The organism is Microbulbifer thermotolerans, from assembly GCF_900112305.1.
GTDB classification, from domain to species: Bacteria; Pseudomonadota; Gammaproteobacteria; order Pseudomonadales; family Cellvibrionaceae; genus Microbulbifer; species Microbulbifer thermotolerans.
The window spans coordinates 36,973-56,076 of record NZ_FOKT01000003.1; the positions used below are offsets into that span (position 1 = coordinate 36,973).

Annotated in this window: 19 protein-coding genes; 9 read left to right on the forward strand and 10 right to left on the reverse strand. The window is 53.2% G+C overall.

Annotated elements, in window-relative coordinates:
* The first annotated feature begins 7 nt into the window (after nucleotides 1-7).
* Both BM155_RS05110 and BM155_RS05115 read left to right on the forward strand, forming a co-directional pair.
* Nucleotides 8-778: a hypothetical protein gene (locus BM155_RS05110; RefSeq protein ID WP_074901502.1), complete on the forward strand. Its 771-nt coding sequence runs from the start codon at nucleotides 8-10 to the stop codon at nucleotides 776-778.
* Between the two features lie 166 nt (nucleotides 779-944).
* Nucleotides 945-1,853, forward strand: coding sequence for a tyrosine-type recombinase/integrase (locus tag BM155_RS05115; protein WP_074901504.1), 909 nt, complete (start codon nucleotides 945-947; stop codon nucleotides 1,851-1,853).
* A gap of 498 nt (nucleotides 1,854-2,351) precedes the next feature.
* Here BM155_RS05115 and BM155_RS05120 read toward each other — a convergent pair whose 3' ends face one another.
* A complete protein-coding gene (locus BM155_RS05120) occupies nucleotides 2,352-3,023 on the reverse strand; it encodes a hypothetical protein (protein ID WP_074901507.1) in 672 nt (223 codons plus the stop codon).
* 522 nt (nucleotides 3,024-3,545) lie between these two features.
* Here BM155_RS05120 and BM155_RS17520 point away from each other — a divergent pair.
* Both BM155_RS17520 and BM155_RS17525 read left to right on the forward strand, forming a co-directional pair.
* Nucleotides 3,546-3,932, forward strand: a complete 387-nt coding sequence (locus BM155_RS17520; protein ID WP_074901509.1) for a transposase — start codon at nucleotides 3,546-3,548, stop codon at nucleotides 3,930-3,932.
* The gene (locus tag BM155_RS17525; RefSeq protein WP_254773123.1) at nucleotides 3,868-4,155 is read left to right on the forward strand and encodes a hypothetical protein; all 288 of its coding nucleotides are present in this window, start codon (nucleotides 3,868-3,870) and stop codon (nucleotides 4,153-4,155) included. Before BM155_RS17520 ends, BM155_RS17525 begins: the two co-directional genes overlap by 65 nt.
* A gap of 431 nt (nucleotides 4,156-4,586) precedes the next feature.
* On the opposite strand, the gene tnpA is transcribed toward BM155_RS17525, so the two are convergent.
* Nucleotides 4,587-4,712, reverse strand: a complete 126-nt coding sequence (tnpA, locus tag BM155_RS17685) for an IS66 family insertion sequence element accessory protein TnpA (RefSeq protein ID WP_302848365.1) — start codon at nucleotides 4,710-4,712, stop codon at nucleotides 4,587-4,589.
* On the opposite strand from tnpA, the gene BM155_RS16960 reads away from it, so the two are divergent.
* The 3 genes from BM155_RS16960 to BM155_RS17770 all read left to right on the forward strand — a co-directional run bounded on the left by BM155_RS16960 (nucleotide 4,706) and on the right by BM155_RS17770 (nucleotide 6,403).
* A complete protein-coding gene (locus BM155_RS16960) occupies nucleotides 4,706-4,930 on the forward strand; it encodes a hypothetical protein (protein ID WP_139223152.1) in 225 nt (74 codons plus the stop codon). The genes tnpA and BM155_RS16960 overlap by 7 nt on opposite strands.
* 484 nt (nucleotides 4,931-5,414) lie before the next feature.
* Complete coding sequence (locus BM155_RS17765) at nucleotides 5,415-5,813, forward strand: hypothetical protein (protein WP_367888678.1); 399 nt, start codon at nucleotides 5,415-5,417, stop codon at nucleotides 5,811-5,813.
* A complete protein-coding gene (locus tag BM155_RS17770) occupies nucleotides 5,813-6,403 on the forward strand; it encodes a hypothetical protein (protein WP_323054259.1) in 591 nt (196 codons plus the stop codon). The genes BM155_RS17765 and BM155_RS17770 overlap by 1 nt, the downstream gene beginning before the upstream one ends.
* Before the next feature lie 280 nt (nucleotides 6,404-6,683).
* Here BM155_RS17770 and BM155_RS05140 read toward each other — a convergent pair whose 3' ends face one another.
* The 8 genes from BM155_RS05140 to BM155_RS05175 all read right to left on the reverse strand — a co-directional run bounded on the left by BM155_RS05140 (nucleotide 6,684) and on the right by BM155_RS05175 (nucleotide 15,054).
* Nucleotides 6,684-6,992 carry a hypothetical protein gene (locus tag BM155_RS05140; RefSeq protein WP_139223153.1) on the reverse strand — a complete coding sequence of 103 codons (309 nt, stop codon included), beginning with the start codon at nucleotides 6,990-6,992 and terminating at the stop codon, nucleotides 6,684-6,686.
* A 73-nt stretch (nucleotides 6,993-7,065) separates the two neighbouring features.
* Entirely contained in the window at nucleotides 7,066-8,955 is a 1,890-nt protein-coding gene (locus BM155_RS05145; protein WP_496559458.1) for an RHS repeat domain-containing protein, read from the reverse strand.
* Nucleotides 8,956-9,148: 193 nt separating this feature from the next.
* A complete protein-coding gene (locus BM155_RS05150) occupies nucleotides 9,149-10,312 on the reverse strand; it encodes a DUF3570 domain-containing protein (RefSeq protein WP_074901959.1) in 1,164 nt (387 codons plus the stop codon).
* Nucleotides 10,299-10,517, reverse strand: a complete 219-nt coding sequence (locus tag BM155_RS05155; protein WP_067156470.1) for a DUF4266 domain-containing protein — start codon at nucleotides 10,515-10,517, stop codon at nucleotides 10,299-10,301. Before BM155_RS05155 ends, BM155_RS05150 begins: the two co-directional genes overlap by 14 nt.
* Nucleotides 10,518-10,519: 2 nt before the next feature.
* Nucleotides 10,520-10,996 carry a TlpA disulfide reductase family protein gene (locus BM155_RS05160; protein WP_067156473.1) on the reverse strand — a complete coding sequence of 159 codons (477 nt, stop codon included), beginning with the start codon at nucleotides 10,994-10,996 and terminating at the stop codon, nucleotides 10,520-10,522.
* Nucleotides 10,997-11,026: 30 nt separating this feature from the next.
* Nucleotides 11,027-11,677, reverse strand: a complete 651-nt coding sequence (locus BM155_RS05165) for an outer membrane beta-barrel domain-containing protein (RefSeq protein WP_067156476.1) — start codon at nucleotides 11,675-11,677, stop codon at nucleotides 11,027-11,029.
* Nucleotides 11,647-12,420, reverse strand: coding sequence for an outer membrane beta-barrel protein (locus BM155_RS05170; protein WP_074901522.1), 774 nt, complete (start codon nucleotides 12,418-12,420; stop codon nucleotides 11,647-11,649). The genes BM155_RS05165 and BM155_RS05170 overlap by 31 nt, the downstream gene beginning before the upstream one ends.
* A gap of 3 nt (nucleotides 12,421-12,423) precedes the next feature.
* Nucleotides 12,424-15,054 carry an HzsA-related protein gene (locus BM155_RS05175; protein WP_074901525.1) on the reverse strand — a complete coding sequence of 877 codons (2,631 nt, stop codon included), beginning with the start codon at nucleotides 15,052-15,054 and terminating at the stop codon, nucleotides 12,424-12,426.
* A 218-nt stretch (nucleotides 15,055-15,272) separates the two neighbouring features.
* On the opposite strand from BM155_RS05175, the gene BM155_RS05180 reads away from it, so the two are divergent.
* Both BM155_RS05180 and BM155_RS05185 read left to right on the forward strand, forming a co-directional pair.
* Nucleotides 15,273-16,487, forward strand: coding sequence for a hypothetical protein (locus tag BM155_RS05180; RefSeq protein ID WP_067156482.1), 1,215 nt, complete (start codon nucleotides 15,273-15,275; stop codon nucleotides 16,485-16,487).
* A 3-nt stretch (nucleotides 16,488-16,490) separates the two neighbouring features.
* Nucleotides 16,491-19,004, forward strand: a complete 2,514-nt coding sequence (locus tag BM155_RS05185) for a LamG domain-containing protein (RefSeq protein WP_074901962.1) — start codon at nucleotides 16,491-16,493, stop codon at nucleotides 19,002-19,004.
* The last annotated feature ends 100 nt before the right edge of the window (nucleotides 19,005-19,104 follow it).

The window sequence follows — 19,104 nt, forward strand, 5'->3', positions numbered from 1 at the left end:
ACTAGAAATGTCCGGCAGTTCAGGCATCCTCATCATTGCGATAGCTGCCGCAGGCTATCTGTATTCCACGTATTGCTACGCCCTAAAATACCGGGTAAGTAGGGAATCGGGACACCGGCTTTATCTAACATCGGTAACAGTTGGCTTATTATTCGTAATTCCTGCTTGGCTGCTCTTACGAGTGACCGATGCAGTTTGCCAAAACACCAACCTGCCCTGTCTTCGCATTTCAGAGCTTGAGTACACAGTCTTCCTCTCTCTATGGACGATCGTATTTAGCTATTTGACGGCCTACATTTACAATCGGCGAGACCACGCCAAAACCAAGAACATTATCCGAGAGTGGCAGAAAAACGACTTTGACGCTTTGTATTTGCGAGCGCAACTGGAGTTCAAGCCTATAGCCATATCCCTGGATACAGGCAAAGTCTATGTAGGCATGCCCGTGTTATCGCAAGAGCCCAACGATCAAAATAGCCATATCACGATACTTCCCGTATATAGCGGCTACCGCAAAGAGAAGAACTTAAAGTTTGTCATCGCTACTCGTTACGACATGGTGGCAGAACTTGTAGAAACCGGGGTAGAGAGACAGGAAGATATTGAAGACTTCTACATGACGATACCGAGAGACCACATTGTTAGTGCCCACGTGTTTAATCACCGGTTATATCGACAAGTAGACTCGACATACACTCCGGAGAAATCCAACCACCTGAAAGATATAATGCGCCGTATTAGTGACACGAGCGACACTCCGTCAGGAACCCTATCCTAACACACTGATTTTTAAGAATTTTTATCCCGCCAACCTTTCTGCACAGGGATTATTAGTCCCTTGTTGTGATTTGCGGCCAATATATGTACCTTGCCGTTAGAGATTGAGCTTACCGGCAAGGAAGCAAATGGCATCCATAAGAGAAAGAAAGACCAGCTAAGGGGAAGTGCGCTATCAGGCACAAGTGCGCCTCAAAGGCTTTCCACCTCAAAACGCGACCTTCAACCGCAAGACCGATGCAAAGCGCTGGATTCAGCAGACCGAGGCTGCAATCAGGGAAGGCCGCCACTTTAAAACTACTGAATCCAAACGCCGCACTCTCGCAAAGTTAATCGATCGTTACTTACGAGACGTCTTGCCGACCAAGCCCAAAGGCATGAATGCACAGGGACGCCAGCTAACTTGGTGGAAAAAGGAACTCGGCTGCCGCTCACTTGCAGACGTCACCCCATCATTACTCGCTGAAACACGGGACAAACTACATCAAGGCCGCCAGCCCGCTACAGTAGTTCGCTACATGGCCGCCCTGTCTCACGCTTTTACAGTGGCTGTAAACGAGTGGGAATGGCTGGAAGACAATCCGATGAGGAAAGTTCGCAAGCCAAAGGAGCCGAGGGGAAGAGTCCGGTTCCTCGGCGATGATGAGCGGCATAGCCTCCTTAGTGCCTGCAAGGCTTCTGACTGCAAACAGCCATACCCCGTCGTAGTGCTGGCCCTGTCTACGGGAATGCGCCAATCGGAGATTATGGGCCTTAAGCGGAATGACATAGACCTAAAGCGAGGCTATATCACCTTACATGAAACAAAGAATGGTGAGCGCCGCGCCGTACCTCTAGTCGGCCATGCGAAGCAGTTAATCCAGCAGCTCGCCAAGGTTCGCCGACTCGATACTGATTTACTGTTTTTCAGTGAAGCCAAGCCTTCTGCCCCTATTTTTATTCGCTCGCCTTGGGGCAAGGCGCTAAGAGAAGCAGGGATAGAAGATTTCAAATTCCACGATTTGCGCCATACCGCAGCAAGTAGAACTAAACGTGACAATCAACCGCGCCTATATACTCTCGCTGACAACATCTAATTCCGCAGTAGTTGTCCTTAGTGTCGCTCACGCAGGCTCTGACAGCCCGACTATTTACCGGGGGCGCTCTGTAGGTGTCAATTGGTGGGGAACTCTGCGTGAATATGAGGCAGATATAAAGCAGGCGCTGAAAGAGGCATTGAAGCCGCTGAAGGCCGAGCTGCAACAGGTCTGTTCCACCCCCTTGCAGAGCTAACGCAACCTAAGAAGCATAAACCCGGTTTTAAGCCGGGTTTATGCAGGTATGCCTGTCATTTACCCGATACCAACCCCGCCATAGGTATCGCCACTTCTTTTTCCACGTCAAGACAGGCGCAAAATTTTTTCGACACCAGGAGGCATGAAGCCCGCAATGTTCGAAATATAACCGATGAGGTGTGGCGCCAGATAGAATTCTTGGTTTCAAGCATCCTTTGGCCCGATTTATGACCAGAAACAAAATCGAGCCTAAAAGATCTGTACTACTAATAAAAAATAGACTTACCGGATCACCATCTGCTACACAAAAAGGAAATTAATATTTACAATAAATTCCAAAAAATCAGTTATAATTTGAGCAGCCCAGGATCCCAGACTCTCATTAATCCAGTTTAGTACAAATCGATTAAACCCAACATATATAGATATAACCACTAGAGCCATATAAAAACTAAATGCTATCCAGCTAGAGCGCACCCATATTTGCCTTTTCTGTGCCGAAATATATTTATTTATCTGAATCCTGAATACAGTAATAACAGAATTGACAATAAAATAGACAGCAAAAAATATTATCATTCTGTACATACCATAAAGAATTTTATCATAAATATTAGGTATAAAATTTTCTGCCACTGCCGCAGCTAAAATTATTGTAGGTACAGCCGTAAAAGCCGACGCTTGCTGGCCAGGCTTATTGAAGAATGATACTAGATCACGGATAAATGGTGAGAGATAAAATATTGCACCAACAGTAAAGAAGGTCAGCCAAGTCAGTAACGAATCATGTTGTCCGGAATACCTGCTAAGTATATTTACAGACCACGAAATAAAAAATATCAGCATTACAAGTAAAAAAGGGACTCTCCAGTATTCCCTTTTGTCAATCCTATTTCCGGAAACCGAGTTATAAAATAATGCCGAAATAAAAACCGTAGCAATAAAGATAACTGCCAGATATACACTGATCATAGAGAAAGCCTCGTTGCGATATAAAACAGCTGATCGCTGTGAAGACATGAAAGAAATGATGACAAGCCGACGCAGTCAGACAAGGTAAACAGAAAGGTGGTTTAAGTCGATCGCCGGACACAAAATTGGCTAAAAAAACGCTCTAATTAAAAATAATTTTCATATACTACATAATTTAAACAGATAGTGTAAATGATTTTTGTATCTATCTTCGAAGACACCTATAGATGATCGGCTAAACTTTCAGAGACTGTAATTTAAATTGCGTAGCCGCTAGTGTACCGTATCCACCTGAAGGAAAGCTGAACAATCAAGATGTTTACAACAGCTTAAGGAGTAAATCACCGGGCTGGCTAAAGGCAGTCCAGGGCCAATCTGAACGCCCTTCCCCAGATCCATTCAAGATCAAATTCATGGACATGGACACCCACAAAACAAAAAGCTTTCAATGCCAGCCATATTGCAACATTCTCTACCTTATAGAAAATACTGTTTATCCATACATATGAATGGATAACCAAAATGGGGCACCCGCGCAAAACACTGATCTCTCTTAAATCCACGCCCTATTATCATTGCGTCTCCCGCTGCGTGCGTCGCGCTTTCCTGTGCGGCAAGGACGAGCGCACCGGGCGCTGTTTCGAACACCGGAGGCAGTGGATCGAAGATCGGTTATTGGAGCTGGCCGGGGTATTTGCATTGGATATCTGTGCTTATGCAGTCATGAGCAACCACTACCATGTGGTATTGCATATCAATGCCGCACAGGCTGAAGCCTGGACGCTGCGCGAGGTGGTGGATCGCTGGCATCAACTCTGTAAAGGTTCTCCTCTTTCCCAACGTTTTGCCCGCAACGAAGCCTTGCACGCTGCGGAAATGGCTCGACTGGAGTGGCCGTTGCTTTCGTGAAGACAAGCGCGGCGCTATCGACGAACAACTACCGCCAATTCTCGAGCGGCTGCAGATCGACCCACGACACTGGCTCTACCTGAACCGCAATTTCGAAAGTCGCTTCAAGTCTCTGGTTGGCGCTGCGCACTCGGTGCGCAATGCCTGCCAGCAGCTCGGCAAACGCTGGTCTCACGGTATCCGTGACTGCGAGCGCTACCTATCCCCGCCGATCACTTCCTAAAGTTTTTCCTTTCCTTGAAAAATAACATCGCGGGCTTCTGCGAAGGACTGCTGCGCCACAACAAAACTGTTTGGCGCAATTCCACACGGAACGTCAGTTCTACTTACTCGAATAGCAAGCTCTGGCAATAGTGGACTAAGAATGCGTCAGATTTCCCACCAATTTTTCAATTGGTGGGTGTCCAATTTTGTTGTGTCCAATTTTGTTGTGGTGCTTTGATGGCCGGATCACGATGTCATCTCCAGAGCCAGCAAGTCAGATAGCAGCGCTTTGCTGAGTGTTGAAACCCGAAGAGATATGCTGTTGGGCAATACAATTTCTGCAGGTGTAGACGCAACAGCCGTCCCGACAGGCTTAACGCGGACGAAGCGACCACTGGACTTTTCGGACTCTGATTCCGGAATCAGCCCGCGTTTTCGCAGCAGGTATACTCAGTTGTGGAAGCGCTTGGCATCCAGTTGGTGCTCGCGTGCATAGGCCGCCAGGGATATTCCGGAGGCTTTAGCGGTCTGGAAGTGTTCCAGCCAGTATTTTTGCTTTTTGGTGATTTTTGGCATTGCTGATCCTGCTTTTTGTGGGTTTGAAGGCAGGATGGCATTTGGGAGGCTGGGTGTTAAGGTGTGGAAGAATTACCGCTTACTTTTGTTTACGCTCGGTGATCAAGCCGCTGATTACCACCATCGAGCAAAGCCGCATTGTCAAAAGCATGGGGCAGTTGTCAGCGGCTGACCGGGAAAGCCTGGGTAAAGTGATTCAGACGATTTTGGGAAGCTGATAACGACAAAGCCCGCCGAAGCGGGCTTTGTCTTAACTTAGCTCTTTGAACAGAGCTGGATCAGTGGGATTTGGCCAATCAGCCCCTCCCAAAGTTACAGCCTCTAACTCCAATTCACTCTCACTAACTACTGTACACATAAACGAGCCCCCGTGAGGAAAGTCAGGGTGGCTAAAGTTATATTCCCACATTCGTATATCAGGCAATTCAGCTAACGGAGACTTCAACTTTATTGTCGAACAAAAGCCAACTCCGGTTGCTTCCCAGTCGATACTCTCCGCCTCCTTTATACGCTCTCTGACTGCTTCACTAAACTTGTCTTCACCGCGAAAAACAAGTCCAAGCGCAAGCGTCTCTTGCTGACTCAACATCATCAAATTCATGGACACCCACAAAACAAAAAGCTTTCAACGCCAGCCATATTGCAACATTCTCTGCCTCATAGAAAATACTGTTCATCCATACATATGAATGGATAATCAAAATGGGACTCCCGCGCAAATCCCTGATTTCTCTCGAAGCCACGCCCTATTATCATTGCGTCTCCCGCTGCGTGCGCCGCGCATTCCTATGTGGCCGGGATAAGCGCACCGGGCGCTGCTTCGAACACCGAAGGCAGTGGATCGAAGATCGGCTGTTGGAATTGGCCGAGGTATTTGCGCTGGATATCTGTGCTTATGCAGTAATGAGCAACCACTATCATGTGGTACTGCATATCAATGCTGCGCAGGCTGAAGCCTGGACGCTGCGTGAGGTGGTGGACCGCTGGCATCAACTCTGTAAAGGGTCTTCGCTATCCCAACGTTTTGCCCGCAACGAAGCCTTGAACGGTGCGGAACTTACGCGGTTGGAGGAGATGGCTGCGGAAGGCGAGCAAGGCTAATGGATATCAGCTGGTTTATGCGGATGCTCAATGAATCCATTGCCCGGCAAGCCAATCGGGAGGATGGCTGCACCGGTCGCTTTTGGGAAGGTAGATTCAAATCCCAAGCACTGCTCGACGAACGGGCCTTGGCGGCCTGTATGGCCTATGTGGACCTGAATCCAGTTCGGGCCAAGATGGCTGATACGCCCGAAACCTCAGACCACACTTCCATACAACGGCGTATATCAGCAGCTCGGGATGGCAAACAGCCACAAGAACTCTTCCCCTTCGCTGGTAACCCACGAGAACCGATGCCAATAGGACCGCCGTTTCAGTTACAGGGCTATCTGGAGCTGGTCGACTGGAGTGGCCGTTGCCTTCGTGAAGACAAGCGCGGCGCGATCGATGAACAACTGCCGCCGATTCTCGAACGGCTACAGATCGACCCGCGGTATTGGCTCTATCTGAACCGTAACTTCGAAAGCCGCTTCAAGTCTCTGGTTGGAGCTGCGCACTTGGTGCGCAGCGCCTGTGAGCAACTCGGAAAACGCTGGTCTCACGGTATCCGCGACTGCGCGCGCTATCTCTCCCCGCCGATCACTTCCTAAAATTTTGCCTTTCCTTGAAAAATACCATCGCAGGATTCTGCGAAGGACTGCTGCGCCACAACAAAACGGTTTGGCGCAATTTCACACGGAACGTCAGCGCTACTTACTCGAATAGCAAGCTATGGCAATAGCGGACTGAATATGCAGCAACTTTCCCACCAATTTTTCAATTGATGGGTGTCCAATTTTGTGGCACCCAATTTTTCAATTGGTGGGTGTCCAATTTTGTGTTCCTTTCCCACGATTTTTTCAATTGGTGGGTGTCCAATTTTGTTTCAGTTTACTGGTCAACCAGTCGATAATATTCTTCCTCCCAAAACGTTTTTGCAGCTTCATTTCTTTGTATATCCAAAGCCCCGTGATCAGCGAATATTGACATAGCTTCCACTGCGGGAGGATATCCAAGATAGGCTGATATAAATAGCCGGTGCAGAGATTGGCTTTTGTCTACCGCCACCCCCTTACCATATTCATATGCAACATACAGGATAAATTGTGCCTCTCCATTACGAATAAGCTCCGGACTCTCAAGGGTTTTTACTGCCTCAACGTATTTTTTTTCCTCTATTAATCTATTTGCCTTATCCATGATAGATTCTGTGCCCGCCTGCACTGGCAGGCAGGCGAGAAAAAGGAACAGAAAAAACGACAATGGGAAAAGCCTATTTAGGTCCATACTTCAAACCCTCCAAATATAAATCTTGTATTGCTTTTGAGGACTCGGGAATTGGCCGTCCGTTAAAATCCCGGATAAGTGAATCCCCGTATGGATTACCGTAAGAGTTCCGATAAAATTGATGCTCAAAAATTGTTGCCTGCTGCTCAATATTGTACGACTTAAACTCACCGCCAAGACTATAGTGATAATTTTCTTTGTAGCTTTTTCCATTCATGCTCAGCTTTGTCGCCGCCCATTTCAACGAGACACCATTTTGGTATTGCCAAACATGCGTCAACTCATGAATCAAGTGCCCCATCATCTTTAACTCTTCACTTGAAAAATCAGATCGGTAATTTTTACCTAGCCAAATAGTATTACTCGGTGTTACCGAAACCTTTTCCCCAGAGAATGGGAAGTTTCGATTTGTTAGGCGCACTTTAGTTAAATCTATTTCGTCACCGAAGACAGTTTTAGCTAGAGACATTTCTCCTTCGGTAAGCTTCCTTGTAATAGGCTCTGAACTTTCATTACCAACTGCTCTCGAAGTCTCCCCAAGCGCACCGCCAACACTCTGCCCATCCACCTCAAGATGCACCAACGACTCTACTGCCAGCTCAGAATCAAATCCTCCACCGTTCTCACTAGTTCCCTGGATAGTAATCTTATCCCAGATACTTTCCTCTTCTTTTTTACTCTCACCAAATGCACCGGGCACAGTACCTTCTGGAGTCGAAGCTCCACCGGTGCCAGTTTCGGCCCAAAAGCTTGCGCCACCCCATCCAGCACCATTACCCGTTCCACCTGGCCCACCATAGGTGATCCCTATCTCAAAAGACCCACCATTGTCACCAATATACTTATCCAAAAACTTATTAACATCATCAAAAAAGTCATCCAAACTGTAGTAACCTGTCGGATCCGTCAACGTCAAAGGATTTCCCTTCACATAGCTATAGCGATTATAGCCCTGGGTATCACCCACACCATCGATAAACGGATCCGCCTGTAGGAAACGGCCCAGCTCTGGGTCATATATGCGACCATTCATATGGATAACCCCCAGAGCATCCACCATTTCGTGGCCGGTAAAGCCCTTGGTTGTGGTATCCGTCAGACTTTCGAGTAGGCTGTAGTTATTTGCGACCAAATCGCTGATATCGATCGCCTGCCAATCAGCATCCCGGCGTTTACCCCAGGGGTCGAAGGCCATAGTCTCCAGAATATTGCCATTGGCATCCAGCACCACGTCGGTGGAGCCGATATGATCCTTCAGCAGATACTGCTCCGTAAAAGACTGCTGGTTGAAGTCTGCGTCCGTCGTATAGGTAAAGACGCCGCCGCCCGGAAGGTAACGCTTCCAGCGGTATTTTCCGTCTGAACTTCTATGAATACGTTCCACATTGCCAAGGTATAAGGTTGTAATCACCTCACCGTTAGCACGAGTATCTATCCGCTTATAGCGGGATCTGTCCGGCCCATAGAAAAAGGCAGTTTGATCGTTGCTGCCGGTATTCTTAATCAGCGACGGCTTATCGAAACTGGTATAGAAAAATTCTCTACCTGTACTGTCAGATGTGAGGTTGCCATTGTTGTCATCGTACTCATAAGAAACTGTACCAACTTTGGTCACCGCGTGGGGCTTAGCGCCCTGGTACAAATAGGATATGCCGTCCTTACTCTTGATATTGCCAATACTGTCGTACTGATACTGGGTATTGCTCGCATTGGGATTACAAGCCCCAGTACTGGTGGTGCCCGTATTTACCGCCAGCAGCCGGTTCAGGTTGTCATAGCAAAAGGACTCCTTTTTCGCGGTACGCAGATTATGTCTACTCGTGAGATTGCCAATGGTATCCCAGGTATAGGAAAGCTGCTGAACCGTACCGCCAATCGCTCTACTGGCTTGCTATGACAGCAGACGGCCAGTCGATCAATAACAACACCTCGGGATATGGTGATACGCCGCCTCGGCATCACTGAGACCAGAAAGACTTAGGCCCGAGCGCGGCGTAGTAGATGGACGGTGGGTTTCTTCTACATCGTCCGCGATGAGTCCCAGCACTCAGGACATGTCGCCGACTTCATCACAACCATACAGACCAGAAAAAGCGTATGACATTGGCCCCAAAACTGTAGGTCGGTTCTTCGCCCGGAGCTATGGCAGTGCCGCTGCCGTGTACGGTGACATCGCGGAAATTCTCGTAATCGAAGTATATGTAGTCCCAGTAGAGACTGAGCGTGTTCTTGCGGTTGAACAGAGACCAACGGTCCGGCAGTACATAGGAGACACCTACGCCAATTGAGGCATTGCTATAATCGCTCAGTTCTTTATCTCGGGCACGGAAGTTGGTGGCATTCAGATAAGGGAAAAGGTCGCTGTAGAAATCCGCCCCTGTCTGTTTATAAACGCGTGCCTTGCCTTCGAGTATCCACTGATCTTTTTCCTCCAGTGGATGGGTGTAGCGGAACTCGATATTGTCGGCAACGATGCCCCAGCTGTCGGCGTAGCGGCGGTATTCACCTTTAATCGCCGCTCGGTAAGGCAGGTAGTATTTGAAGCGGATTGCAGCCGCATCACTGTTGCGAGTTGACGGGTAGAGTTCCGGTTGGTAACTGAAGCCGCTACCGGAGGTTGGGTCCAAATAACGCACACTGCGGTAGGGGTTATTGAGGAAGCCCTCGTCAGATACAGTTTCCACACTCAACTCGGCGATGAGCTTCTGCGTTAGTATCTGGTTCCAGCTCAGAGCGTAACGGCGGTGCTCCGCCTCGGCGGCAAAGTTATCGTCGCCGTTGCGGTAAACATCGTCACTGCCGTAACTGACGCGCAGATCCAGTGTGCTGAGATCGCCGAAGAAAGCCTGGCTGACACCGAAGGAAAATGTATTCGCCTCGTAGTCGTTTTCGGAACTATTGGTGTAGGCGACACTGAGTGTGGTCTTATCCACCAGGTAGTCGGCACCGAGGGAATACTCATCGCGCTGTTCGGTATAACGGCTGGCGGTGGCTTGAACATCGATGGATGCGCCGGAAATCATGTCCACATAGTAGTTGGCAGACAGGGACAAGCTGTTGCCCACATTTTTGCGCACCAGGAGTGAAGGCCCGTCAATGGTAACGCCGCCACCACTGTAGGAATGATACATGATGTCGGCACGCTCTTCGGGCAGTACCGCTGCCCAGCCTGCCAAAGGGAAAAAACACAGCAGCGCGCCAGCGAAGTGGCGCAGTGTTTTAGTTACAGCCACAGCCGCCTCCACTTCCGCCTTCCGCGCCGCGGGCCGATTCACGGGCCTCGTACACGTGGTTCATGTATCGCGCCGCGACCGGGTCCCGCTCGAAGCCCATGATTGGATCGGCCAAATAATGGCGCTCGTAGGGCGCCACCCAGGGAGTTACCGAGCAGCCGCTAATCAGCAGTGCACTACAGAGCAGGATCAGTGCGCGAACCATGGTTACTCCCGGATCAGTTCCTTAATGATTTTTTTGTAGGCGGCCAAGTCACCGTCGCGGTAGCCGCGGTGTATATGGCGCACATTGCCGTCGCGATCGATAAACACCGAGCTGGGCATTGCGTCTATGCCGTACTTCTTGCTGACTTCACCGGCGCTGTCGAACAGGATGGGGAAATCCACCGGGATTTTCGCCAGCATTTTATTGGCATCGGCCCGGTCGGAATCCACATTCACGCCCCAAACCTGAAAACCGGCCGCTTCATAGCGGGCATGCAGCTCGTCCAAGAGCGGCATTTCCTGACGACAGGGGCCGCACCATGAGGCCCAGAAGTTCAGCATGATCACTTCCCCGCGCTGCTCTGCCAAACGCAGGTTTTTGCCTTTGTTGGAGGCGAGGGTAAAGTCAAACGAGGGCTCGGCGGCCAAAGCAAATTGAGAGGAGATAATCAGAGCCAAAGCAGCTAATAATCTAAGCATTGTTATCACCTTTTTATTGGTCGTATCAAGTCAGAAAAAAATAGAAAATCCGAGCTGCGCGGATAGGTTGTTGGTTGTCTGCAGCTCGCCGAAAATCTCGTGTTCAAAAACGTGATCGCGGAAGTCGAGACGCAGCGCCAACCAATCGCTCATCAGTACCCGCGCACCTACGCCGAAGTTGTAAGTAAAGTGCTCCTCATCAGCGAAGGAGGTATTACCCACGCCGCCGATCAAATAGAGGCTGCTATTGAGCGCCCAGTCGTCAAAAATAAAATACTCTCCCGGAAACAGGTTCCAGCCCAGGGACAGGTTGTAATAGCTGAGTGTACGCTGCTCTTCTGTCAAAAGCGGTGCCGAGCCGCTCAAACGTTCGAAACTGGACTCGCCCAATTCTGTTTCGCCATAAGCGGCCTCCATAAAGAGGTCTTCATTGATATGGTAGGCGAGGGCTGCACCGGTGAGGCTGTTAGAGCCGAAGTCCTCCACATTGATGATGCCGCCGAATGCGGACAACTCGATATTTTCAGTATCGAGTTTTGCCTCACGGATTTCACGACGCTCTAAGTCTGGTGAGATAATTTCACCGAGAACATCGTCGCCTTCCTGCGCTTTGGCACCGGCGGAAATGGACAGAGCGGCAGCCGCTGCGGCTACAAATATACGTCGAATCCGAGCTTCCACTCGACTATCTCCTGATTTTCGTCCCGCGATGTAAGCAGGTAGTGATTGGCATACTCCGCGCGCAAGGCAAAGCGGCGGAACAGATAGGCTTTCACCCCCAGCCCGGTCAGCATGGCGGTATCCTGGCGATCTTCTGTGGCAACAATAGTCGCGTTGGGGGAAGTGATGTTAACGCCAGCACCGAGCATAAAATAGGGGGACAATTTCCAGCGCGGGAATGGTTGGTGCAGTACCGCCACCTGATACGTCTGGCTGTCGGAGAAGTTGCCGACCGCCTGGGTTGCCCGCAGTTCGGCAGAGAGGTTGGCGGTAAAGCGGTAACCGAGATTGACCCCCATGGAGTCGGCACCGGCAAAGTCTCCGTAGGTAAAGCCCAGATGGAAATTCTGCGCGTTTACGTCGCGGAAATCCGGCAAGTGAACCCGCACCAGCTCCCCGTCCGCACCGTAAATTTCATCCAGGTCGGCAACGCGTACCCAACCGGTCTTGTTTCTGTGAAGGTAAACCTTGATCCAATCGGTCCGGCGTTTCAGCAGCCACATCTCCTGGCCGTACTCGGCCACGTGAAAAATGGGGTAGCCGCGCCCCGGTCCGGTGTAAATATTCACGTAGGGAGAACCGACAGTGACCCGCTCGGCGTCGTCCGGCACCCCCTCCGGCGGTGAAACCTCGGCCGCCGCCCTGTTGCCAATCAGCAATAGGGCGGCACACAACAAATAGATACAGAAACGAAAACTCACCATGAATCAATTTTCCGGTGCGGCAAAAGGATCGTTATAGTATTGCGCACCGATATCCAGCCACTCGGAGATCAGTTTCAGCTCCGCGGGGTCGAGATAATCGGCGTGGGCCGCGCCCGGTGCAAAAATATCAAAGAAACGGCTGTTACGGGCGGAGCCGCCCATCAGCCTATCAACCTCAACGGTAACCATAACCGGAATCGGATTGCCATCGCTATCCAAAACTAAATTTCCATCCTCGTCTGTTTCGAATACCGGGTTACCGTTGCCGTCAACTTCCTGCACCTGCCTTGGCAACAGGGCACCATCCACCAGATCCAACACCGGGCTATCGAACAGTAATTCCGAGTAGGAAGCCAGCCAGTCGGCATTGACGGAGGAAACCGCCGCGCTCAGATCCAACTGCCCGGCGGGGACCTGCAGCATACCGGCGGCATCGCGGGTGGAGTGGCAAGTCACACAGGTGCGGTCTTCAATCACCGCCCCACCCGCGTCGGTAATCTGACGCGCCCGTTCCCAGATCGGCTGAATATGCTCCGGGTAGTGGATGACGGTACGGCAGTGGCCGCCCCAATCGGTCAGGCATGTGAGGGGAATGGGCACCGGGGTCTCCAGATCCTGATAGGAAATCAGGGTGCTCGGGTCCTTGGCACGCACAGCGGGATCTGTCCACAGATCGCTGAAGTTGAGATCCCCCTCCAGTTGCGCTTCGCCGGAAATGCGCGCCAGCACTTGGGCCATGGTCTCGCCCATTTCCGCCAGTAGCGCAGGCTCAGTATTCGGGAAGGGCGCGGCGGAGGTGGAAGCACCCGGCCAGGCGGATTCCGGTTCCTTGTCTGGGCGGCCGTGGGGGACCTCACTGTCGGCGGTGTGGCAGCCGTTGCATTTGCGCACTTCACCAGCGCGCAGTTGCAGCCAGCTGCGGTGGCGGCCGCCGATACGGCGGCCGTCCGCATCCACAACGGAAATCGCCAGCGGCATATCCGCCGGCAGTTGCACCCGCACGGAGCCATCCGGCTGTATCGGCGTGTAGCCGAGGATTTCGCGCATACCAGTGGCGCGACTGCGACCAAAGGCAGAGCGGTCAAACTCCAGTGTATCGTCATCCGGAATACCCACCGCCTTGACCACACGCAAAAAGCGCGCGGGGCGCTCTTCGGCTGAGGTAATCGCCGGATCGGCCACATCGGCGATGCCGACAACATCCTCGCCGTCAAAATCATAGACGCTGCGGATATCGAGAATGCCGACACCGGCATCCACAAGGTCGCCGTCGATATCGATCCCCGGCACCGGCTCGGGAATATAGGCGGGCTCGGTGCGCGGTTCCAGAATCGCGCCCTCGGAAATCATTTCCCCCTCTTCCGCGACGACAATCGGCAGTTGGGTACCCTCGCTATAGTCGTAAATCCACAGCCCATAGAGCGGGTCCGCCGGTACCACTTCTTCCTGGCTCAGCCACTCCTCGGTGCAGGGGCGCGGCAGTTCCGTGTCCATCTCCAGTACCCGGCACTCGCTCCAGCTGACCAGCAGACGGCTGGTGCCGTCGTAAAAAGGCCATACGGAAGCGAAAAGGCCGTTTGCCGACAGGCCGCCGTGGGTGATGATTTCCTTCAGGGAAATGGAAGATTGCCCCACCAGCTCACCTTCTCCCTCTGGCTCGCTGAAGGCTTCTGTGTAGTTAACGCTGTCGATCGCCACCAGATCGCCGCCATAGCTGGTGCCTTCCGGCGCGCGCAGGGTGATCAACAGGCGCCCATCGGGCAATTCCCGAGGCCTGACAAAAGCTGCTTCGGTGCGCTCGCCCTCCTCGTTTTCACTACCGGTTTCCTGGCTGTGATAACCGTAGTGAAAGGCCAGGTCAGTGCCGTCTGGTTCGATGGTATAGAGACTGTGTCGATTGACACCGCCCATATTGTCCCAGCGGTTGAACAAGATACGACCGTCGTTCAGCACCGTTGGAAAAAGGTCGTGGCTCTGATTAAAGGAGATTTGCTGTATATCGCTGCCGTCTGCTTCCATCACGTGCAGCACAAACGCCTCGCTGTCGAGATCTTCCCGCAGGGAGGAAAACTGCGGCTTGTTGTCGTCCAGTAGCAAAGCGCGGGAGCGGCGCTGGCGGGTGGATGAGAAAACAATGCGGCCGTCGGGTAAAAATGCCGGTGCTACGTCCTGCCCTTCCTCCGCGACCAGATCCGATTCGATCACTCGTCTCAGTTCATCGGCTTCCCGGTCGTAGAGCCAGATATTCCAGGTAGGCTGCTCATCTTCATCGGCATCCTCAATTTCCGGTGCGCGCATCGCGAATACCAGGCGCTGGCCATCGGCGGAAATGTTCAGATCCTTGACGTCGTAGCTGCCATCGAATATCCCGGCGGTCAGCACCGTCTCCGGTGCACTCGGCGTCGCCCGGTCTTTCAGCACCAGTTCGGCGCCGGGGCTGAAGTCGGCTGGCGAGTAGATATCCTCTTCCACCAGCGCGCCCTCATCATCCTGGGGAAGCTGGCGACGCACAAAAACGATGGGGTAGTCGATCACAACCGGATCTTCGGCCTGTTCGCCACCGGAAGAATCCCCCCCTCCGCCACTGCAGGCGGCCAGCAACAGCAGAGCCGGCAGTGTACGCAAATGTTTCATCTCTGTTTCTACCCGCTATGATTAATTCCGGCACGGTGAATCGCCGGCACATGATAATCTCTGCGCATTACCTTTCCGCGCCGCGCCATTTTCTCAAGGCGTACACAAAAAGTTTGCCAACTGGGACGCACTTTTCGGAAGTGGGTCTGACAATAGACTGTTCACCTCTTAGTATTCAGTGCTCATACCTTATGTGGTCACACTAGATTAATAAATCGATGAATACTCAACCACTTCGACCGCACACAGCCCGGTCTCTTGTCACAGGTATCCTGTTCGGCGCCAGCCTGCTCAGCGCCGCCGCCAGCGCAGCACCCCAAGATCAGGCGCTGCAGGTTTACAGCCGCATTGCCGGCGTCAAGCCATCCGCGGAAACGCTCGTCGAACTGGCGGACGAGGATCTCGCCACCGTCGCCTACGCGGCGATGGAGGACGACGCCTTCTACAATGTCACCTTGAAAAATCTCGCCACTCCCTGGACCAACCGCGAACAGGATGTCTTTGCGCCTCTGAACGACTACACGGCGACGGTCATCGGCATGGTGCGCGATGATGTGGATTTCCGCGAGGTTCTCTACGGAGACATCCTCTACACCGGCAACGTATCCGGCCTGCCGCCCTACAGCAACAGTAACAACGACCATTACGAGGCACTGGAAAACGGGGGCTACTCGCTAAAGGACAATCTGGTGCGCAACACCCAGTCATCGGTTACCGGCCTGCCGGCCGAGGCCACCGCGGGCGTTATCACCAGCCGCGCCGCGGCAAAGTCTTTTTTTATCGCCGGCACAAACAGAGCCATGTTCCGCTTTACCCTGGTAAACCACCTGTGCCGCGACCTGGAACAGGTGCACGATACGTCGCGGCCATCGGACCGCATCCGCCAGGATGTGAGCCGCAGCCCCGGTGGTGACAGCCGGGTATTTCAGAACAACTGTATCGGCTGCCACAGCGGCATGGACCCAATGACTCAGGCTTTTGCCTACTACGATTTCACCTACGACGCGGATACCGATCCGGAAGGGGAAAACGGCCAACTGGATTACAACTCGGCTGGTGAAACGGACCCCATCACCGGCAGTCGTGTAAAGGCAAAAAACCATATCAACAGCGCCAACTTCCCCTACGGTTATATCGTGCCCGACGACCGCTGGGACAATTACTGGCGCGAGGGGCCAAATATGTACCTGGGCTGGAGCAGCTCTCTGCCCGGCGGCGGCTACGGAGCAAAATCCCTCGGCGAAGAGCTGGCCAACAGCCGCGCCTTTGCCGAGTGTCAGGTCACCAAAGTATTCCGTCAGGTGTGCCTGAGGGAACCGGAAGATGCAACCGACCGCACACTGATCGATACCGTTGCGGATGATTTCAGCAGCAACGGCTACAGCCTCAAACAAGTCTATGCGGATACCGCTGTTTACTGTGCGGGGGAATAAGTGATGGCTTTCAGAAAAACCTCCGGTAGTTACCGCGCTTTTTTTCGCGCTTCGTCCTCTCTGGGTATATTCCTCGCCGCCACAATACTCAGCGCCTGTAGCGGCGGCAGCGGCCAGGAAACCGAAGAACAACCCAACACCAATCCCGGCAGCGGCGGCGCCAGCTATTCCGGCCCGGCTCCGGAAACGGAAGATGTACAGCAGTATAAGTTTTACATCTGGGACAATCTGGCAGCGGACAACCGCTGCGGCGGCTGTCATATTGAGAATAACCAGAGCCCGCGCTTCGTGCGCGGCGACGATATCAATATCGCCTACAACGAAGGCCGTGAACTGATAAACCTGTCGCAACCGGCGGAGTCGCGCCTGGTGACGAAAGTTGCCAGTGGGCACAACTGCTGGCTGGCCAGTGCCAGCGCCTGTGCGGAGATTATCACCAACTATATCGAGGACTGGGCGCAGGCCAGTGGTAGTTTAAAAAATACCATACAGCTAACTGAGCCCGTGGAACGCACGGTAGGCGAGAGCAAAAGTTTTCCCGCAGACGGCGGCAACTTTTCCACCACCGTCTACCCTCTGCTGCGGAATTACTGTGCCAGCTGCCACAGTGAAGATGCCGGCACGGCGCAACAGCCCTATTTTGCCAGTGAAGACATCAACCAGGCCTACGAAGCGGCCAAGAGCCGCATGAACCTGGACAACCCGGCGGCATCCCGCTTCACCGTGCGCCTAGGAGAAGAGTTCCACAACTGCTGGAGCGACTGTGAAGACGATGCAGTTGAGATGACAGCGGCTATCCAGGCTTTCGCCGACGCCATACCACTGACCGCAGTGGACCCCGACTGGGTGATCAGTAAGGCACTGCTGATGACCGACGGCGTTGTTGCCAGCAGCGGTGGCCGCATTGAGAACAACGCAATCGCCCTCTACGAGTTTAAAACCGGTAGCGGCACCACCGCCTTCGACACCTCCGGTGTCAATCCCGCCATCGACCTGACCCTGACCGGTGATTACGAATGGTTGGATTCCTGGGGCGTTCAGCTCAAGGGCGGCAAGGCCCAGGGCGCCACTGCCACCAGCCGCAAGCTGTACGACACACTGACCGCCACCGGCGAATACACCATCGAGGCCTGGGTGGCCCCGGCGAATGTTTCCCAGGAGGGTCCGGCGCGCATCGTCAGCTACTCTGGCGGCAACGATATTCGCAATTTCACCCTCGGCCAGGTGGAATACAGCTACACCTTCCAAAACCGCAGTGACAGCACCGATGCAGACGGTATGCCGATGCTGGCTACGGAAGATGCGGCCCAGCGCGTGCAGGCAACCCTGCAACACGTGGTCGCCACCTACGACCCCATCGACGGCCGCAAACTGTATGTCAACGGCGAGTACACCGGAGACGCAGACCCAGCCGAAGCGGACCTCCTCAGCACCTGGGACGACACTTTCGCACTGGTTCTGGGCAGCGAGGTGTCCGGAGACAATGTGTGGGAAGGCTCGGTTCGCCTGCTGGCGATCCACTCCCGCGCTCTTTCCCCGGAGGATATCCTCACTAACTACGAAGTGGGCGTGGGCCAGAAATACCTGCTGCTGTTCAAGGTGGAGGAGCACACCGACATACCGAAAAGCTACGTGATGTTCACCGTGCAGCAGTTCGACAACTACGGCTACCTGTTCAGCGAACCCACCTTTATCAGCCTGGACGAAAACGCCGATCCCACCGGTATTGCCATCGAAGGCATGCGCATCGGCATCAACGGGCGCGAGGCGGAAGTGGGCCAGGTGTGGGCGAAGCTCTCCACAACGATCGACGACAGCTATGTGCCGGGCGCCGGGCAGAAACTGTCCCGACTCGGCACCATCGTCACCCTGGATAAAGGGCCCGACTACGACGAATTCTTCCTCACTTTCGAGCGCCTTGGCAGCGCGACCTTTAGCCGCGTGGAACCCACACCGACGCCGCCCGCCGAGCCGGCGGATCTGGACCCGCAACCCAGGATCGGTCTGCGCCGCTTTGAACAGATACACGCAACCCTGTCCAAAGCCACCGGGGTATCCAGAGCTCATCCCGATGTCCTCGACACCTGGGAGACCATCAAGCGCCAGCTGCCGGTGGAGAGCGATATCCGCGGTTTCCTGGCCGCGCAGCAGATGGGTATCACCCAGCTGGCGGTGAAATACTGCAGCGTGCTGGTGGATTCAAGCAGCCTGCGCAGCAGCTACTTCCCCGGCTTCGACTTCAGCGCGCCCATCGGCAGCGCCTTCGATACCGCCGCCAAGCGCGCGCAAATTATCGACCCATTGATCGAGCACCTGCTCGGCCACGAGATGACCTGGCCCGACGGAAACCACTCGCAGTTGGCGGTTGCACCGGACCTGACCGAAGTGGAAACCGAGCTGAATAACCTGATCGACAAGATGGAAAACTGCAGCGGTGACTGCGGCAACCGCACTGAAACCACGGTCAAGGCGGTGTGCGCCGCGGCCATGGGCAGTGCGATGACACTGATTCATTAATTGCGATCGGATACCGATCCCAAAGCAGAGAGGGCCTGTCACAACAGGCCCGCGCAATACCCAATCACCGCCACCGCGGATGCAAAAATCCGGACAGCAA

Coding starts and splice junctions, on each gene's coding strand:
- BM155_RS05110 (WP_074901502.1), top strand. CDS start 8: ATGTCCGGCAGTTCAGGCATCCTCATCATTGCGATAGCTGCCGCAGGC.
- BM155_RS05120 (WP_074901507.1), bottom strand. CDS start 3,023: ATGATCAGTGTATATCTGGCAGTTATCTTTATTGCTACGGTTTTTATT.
- BM155_RS17520 (WP_074901509.1), top strand. CDS start 3,546: ATGGGGCACCCGCGCAAAACACTGATCTCTCTTAAATCCACGCCCTAT.
- tnpA (WP_302848365.1), bottom strand. CDS start 4,712: ATGCCAAAAATCACCAAAAAGCAAAAATACTGGCTGGAACACTTCCAG.
- BM155_RS17765 (WP_367888678.1), top strand. CDS start 5,415: ATGGGACTCCCGCGCAAATCCCTGATTTCTCTCGAAGCCACGCCCTAT.
- BM155_RS17770 (WP_323054259.1), top strand. CDS start 5,813: ATGGATATCAGCTGGTTTATGCGGATGCTCAATGAATCCATTGCCCGG.
- BM155_RS05140 (WP_139223153.1), bottom strand. CDS start 6,992: ATGGATAAGGCAAATAGATTAATAGAGGAAAAAAAATACGTTGAGGCA.
- BM155_RS05155 (WP_067156470.1), bottom strand. CDS start 10,517: ATGGTTCGCGCACTGATCCTGCTCTGTAGTGCACTGCTGATTAGCGGC.
- BM155_RS05160 (WP_067156473.1), bottom strand. CDS start 10,996: ATGCTTAGATTATTAGCTGCTTTGGCTCTGATTATCTCCTCTCAATTT.
- BM155_RS05170 (WP_074901522.1), bottom strand. CDS start 12,420: ATGGTGAGTTTTCGTTTCTGTATCTATTTGTTGTGTGCCGCCCTATTG.
- BM155_RS05175 (WP_074901525.1), bottom strand. CDS start 15,054: ATGAAACATTTGCGTACACTGCCGGCTCTGCTGTTGCTGGCCGCCTGC.
- BM155_RS05180 (WP_067156482.1), top strand. CDS start 15,273: ATGAATACTCAACCACTTCGACCGCACACAGCCCGGTCTCTTGTCACA.
- BM155_RS05185 (WP_074901962.1), top strand. CDS start 16,491: ATGGCTTTCAGAAAAACCTCCGGTAGTTACCGCGCTTTTTTTCGCGCT.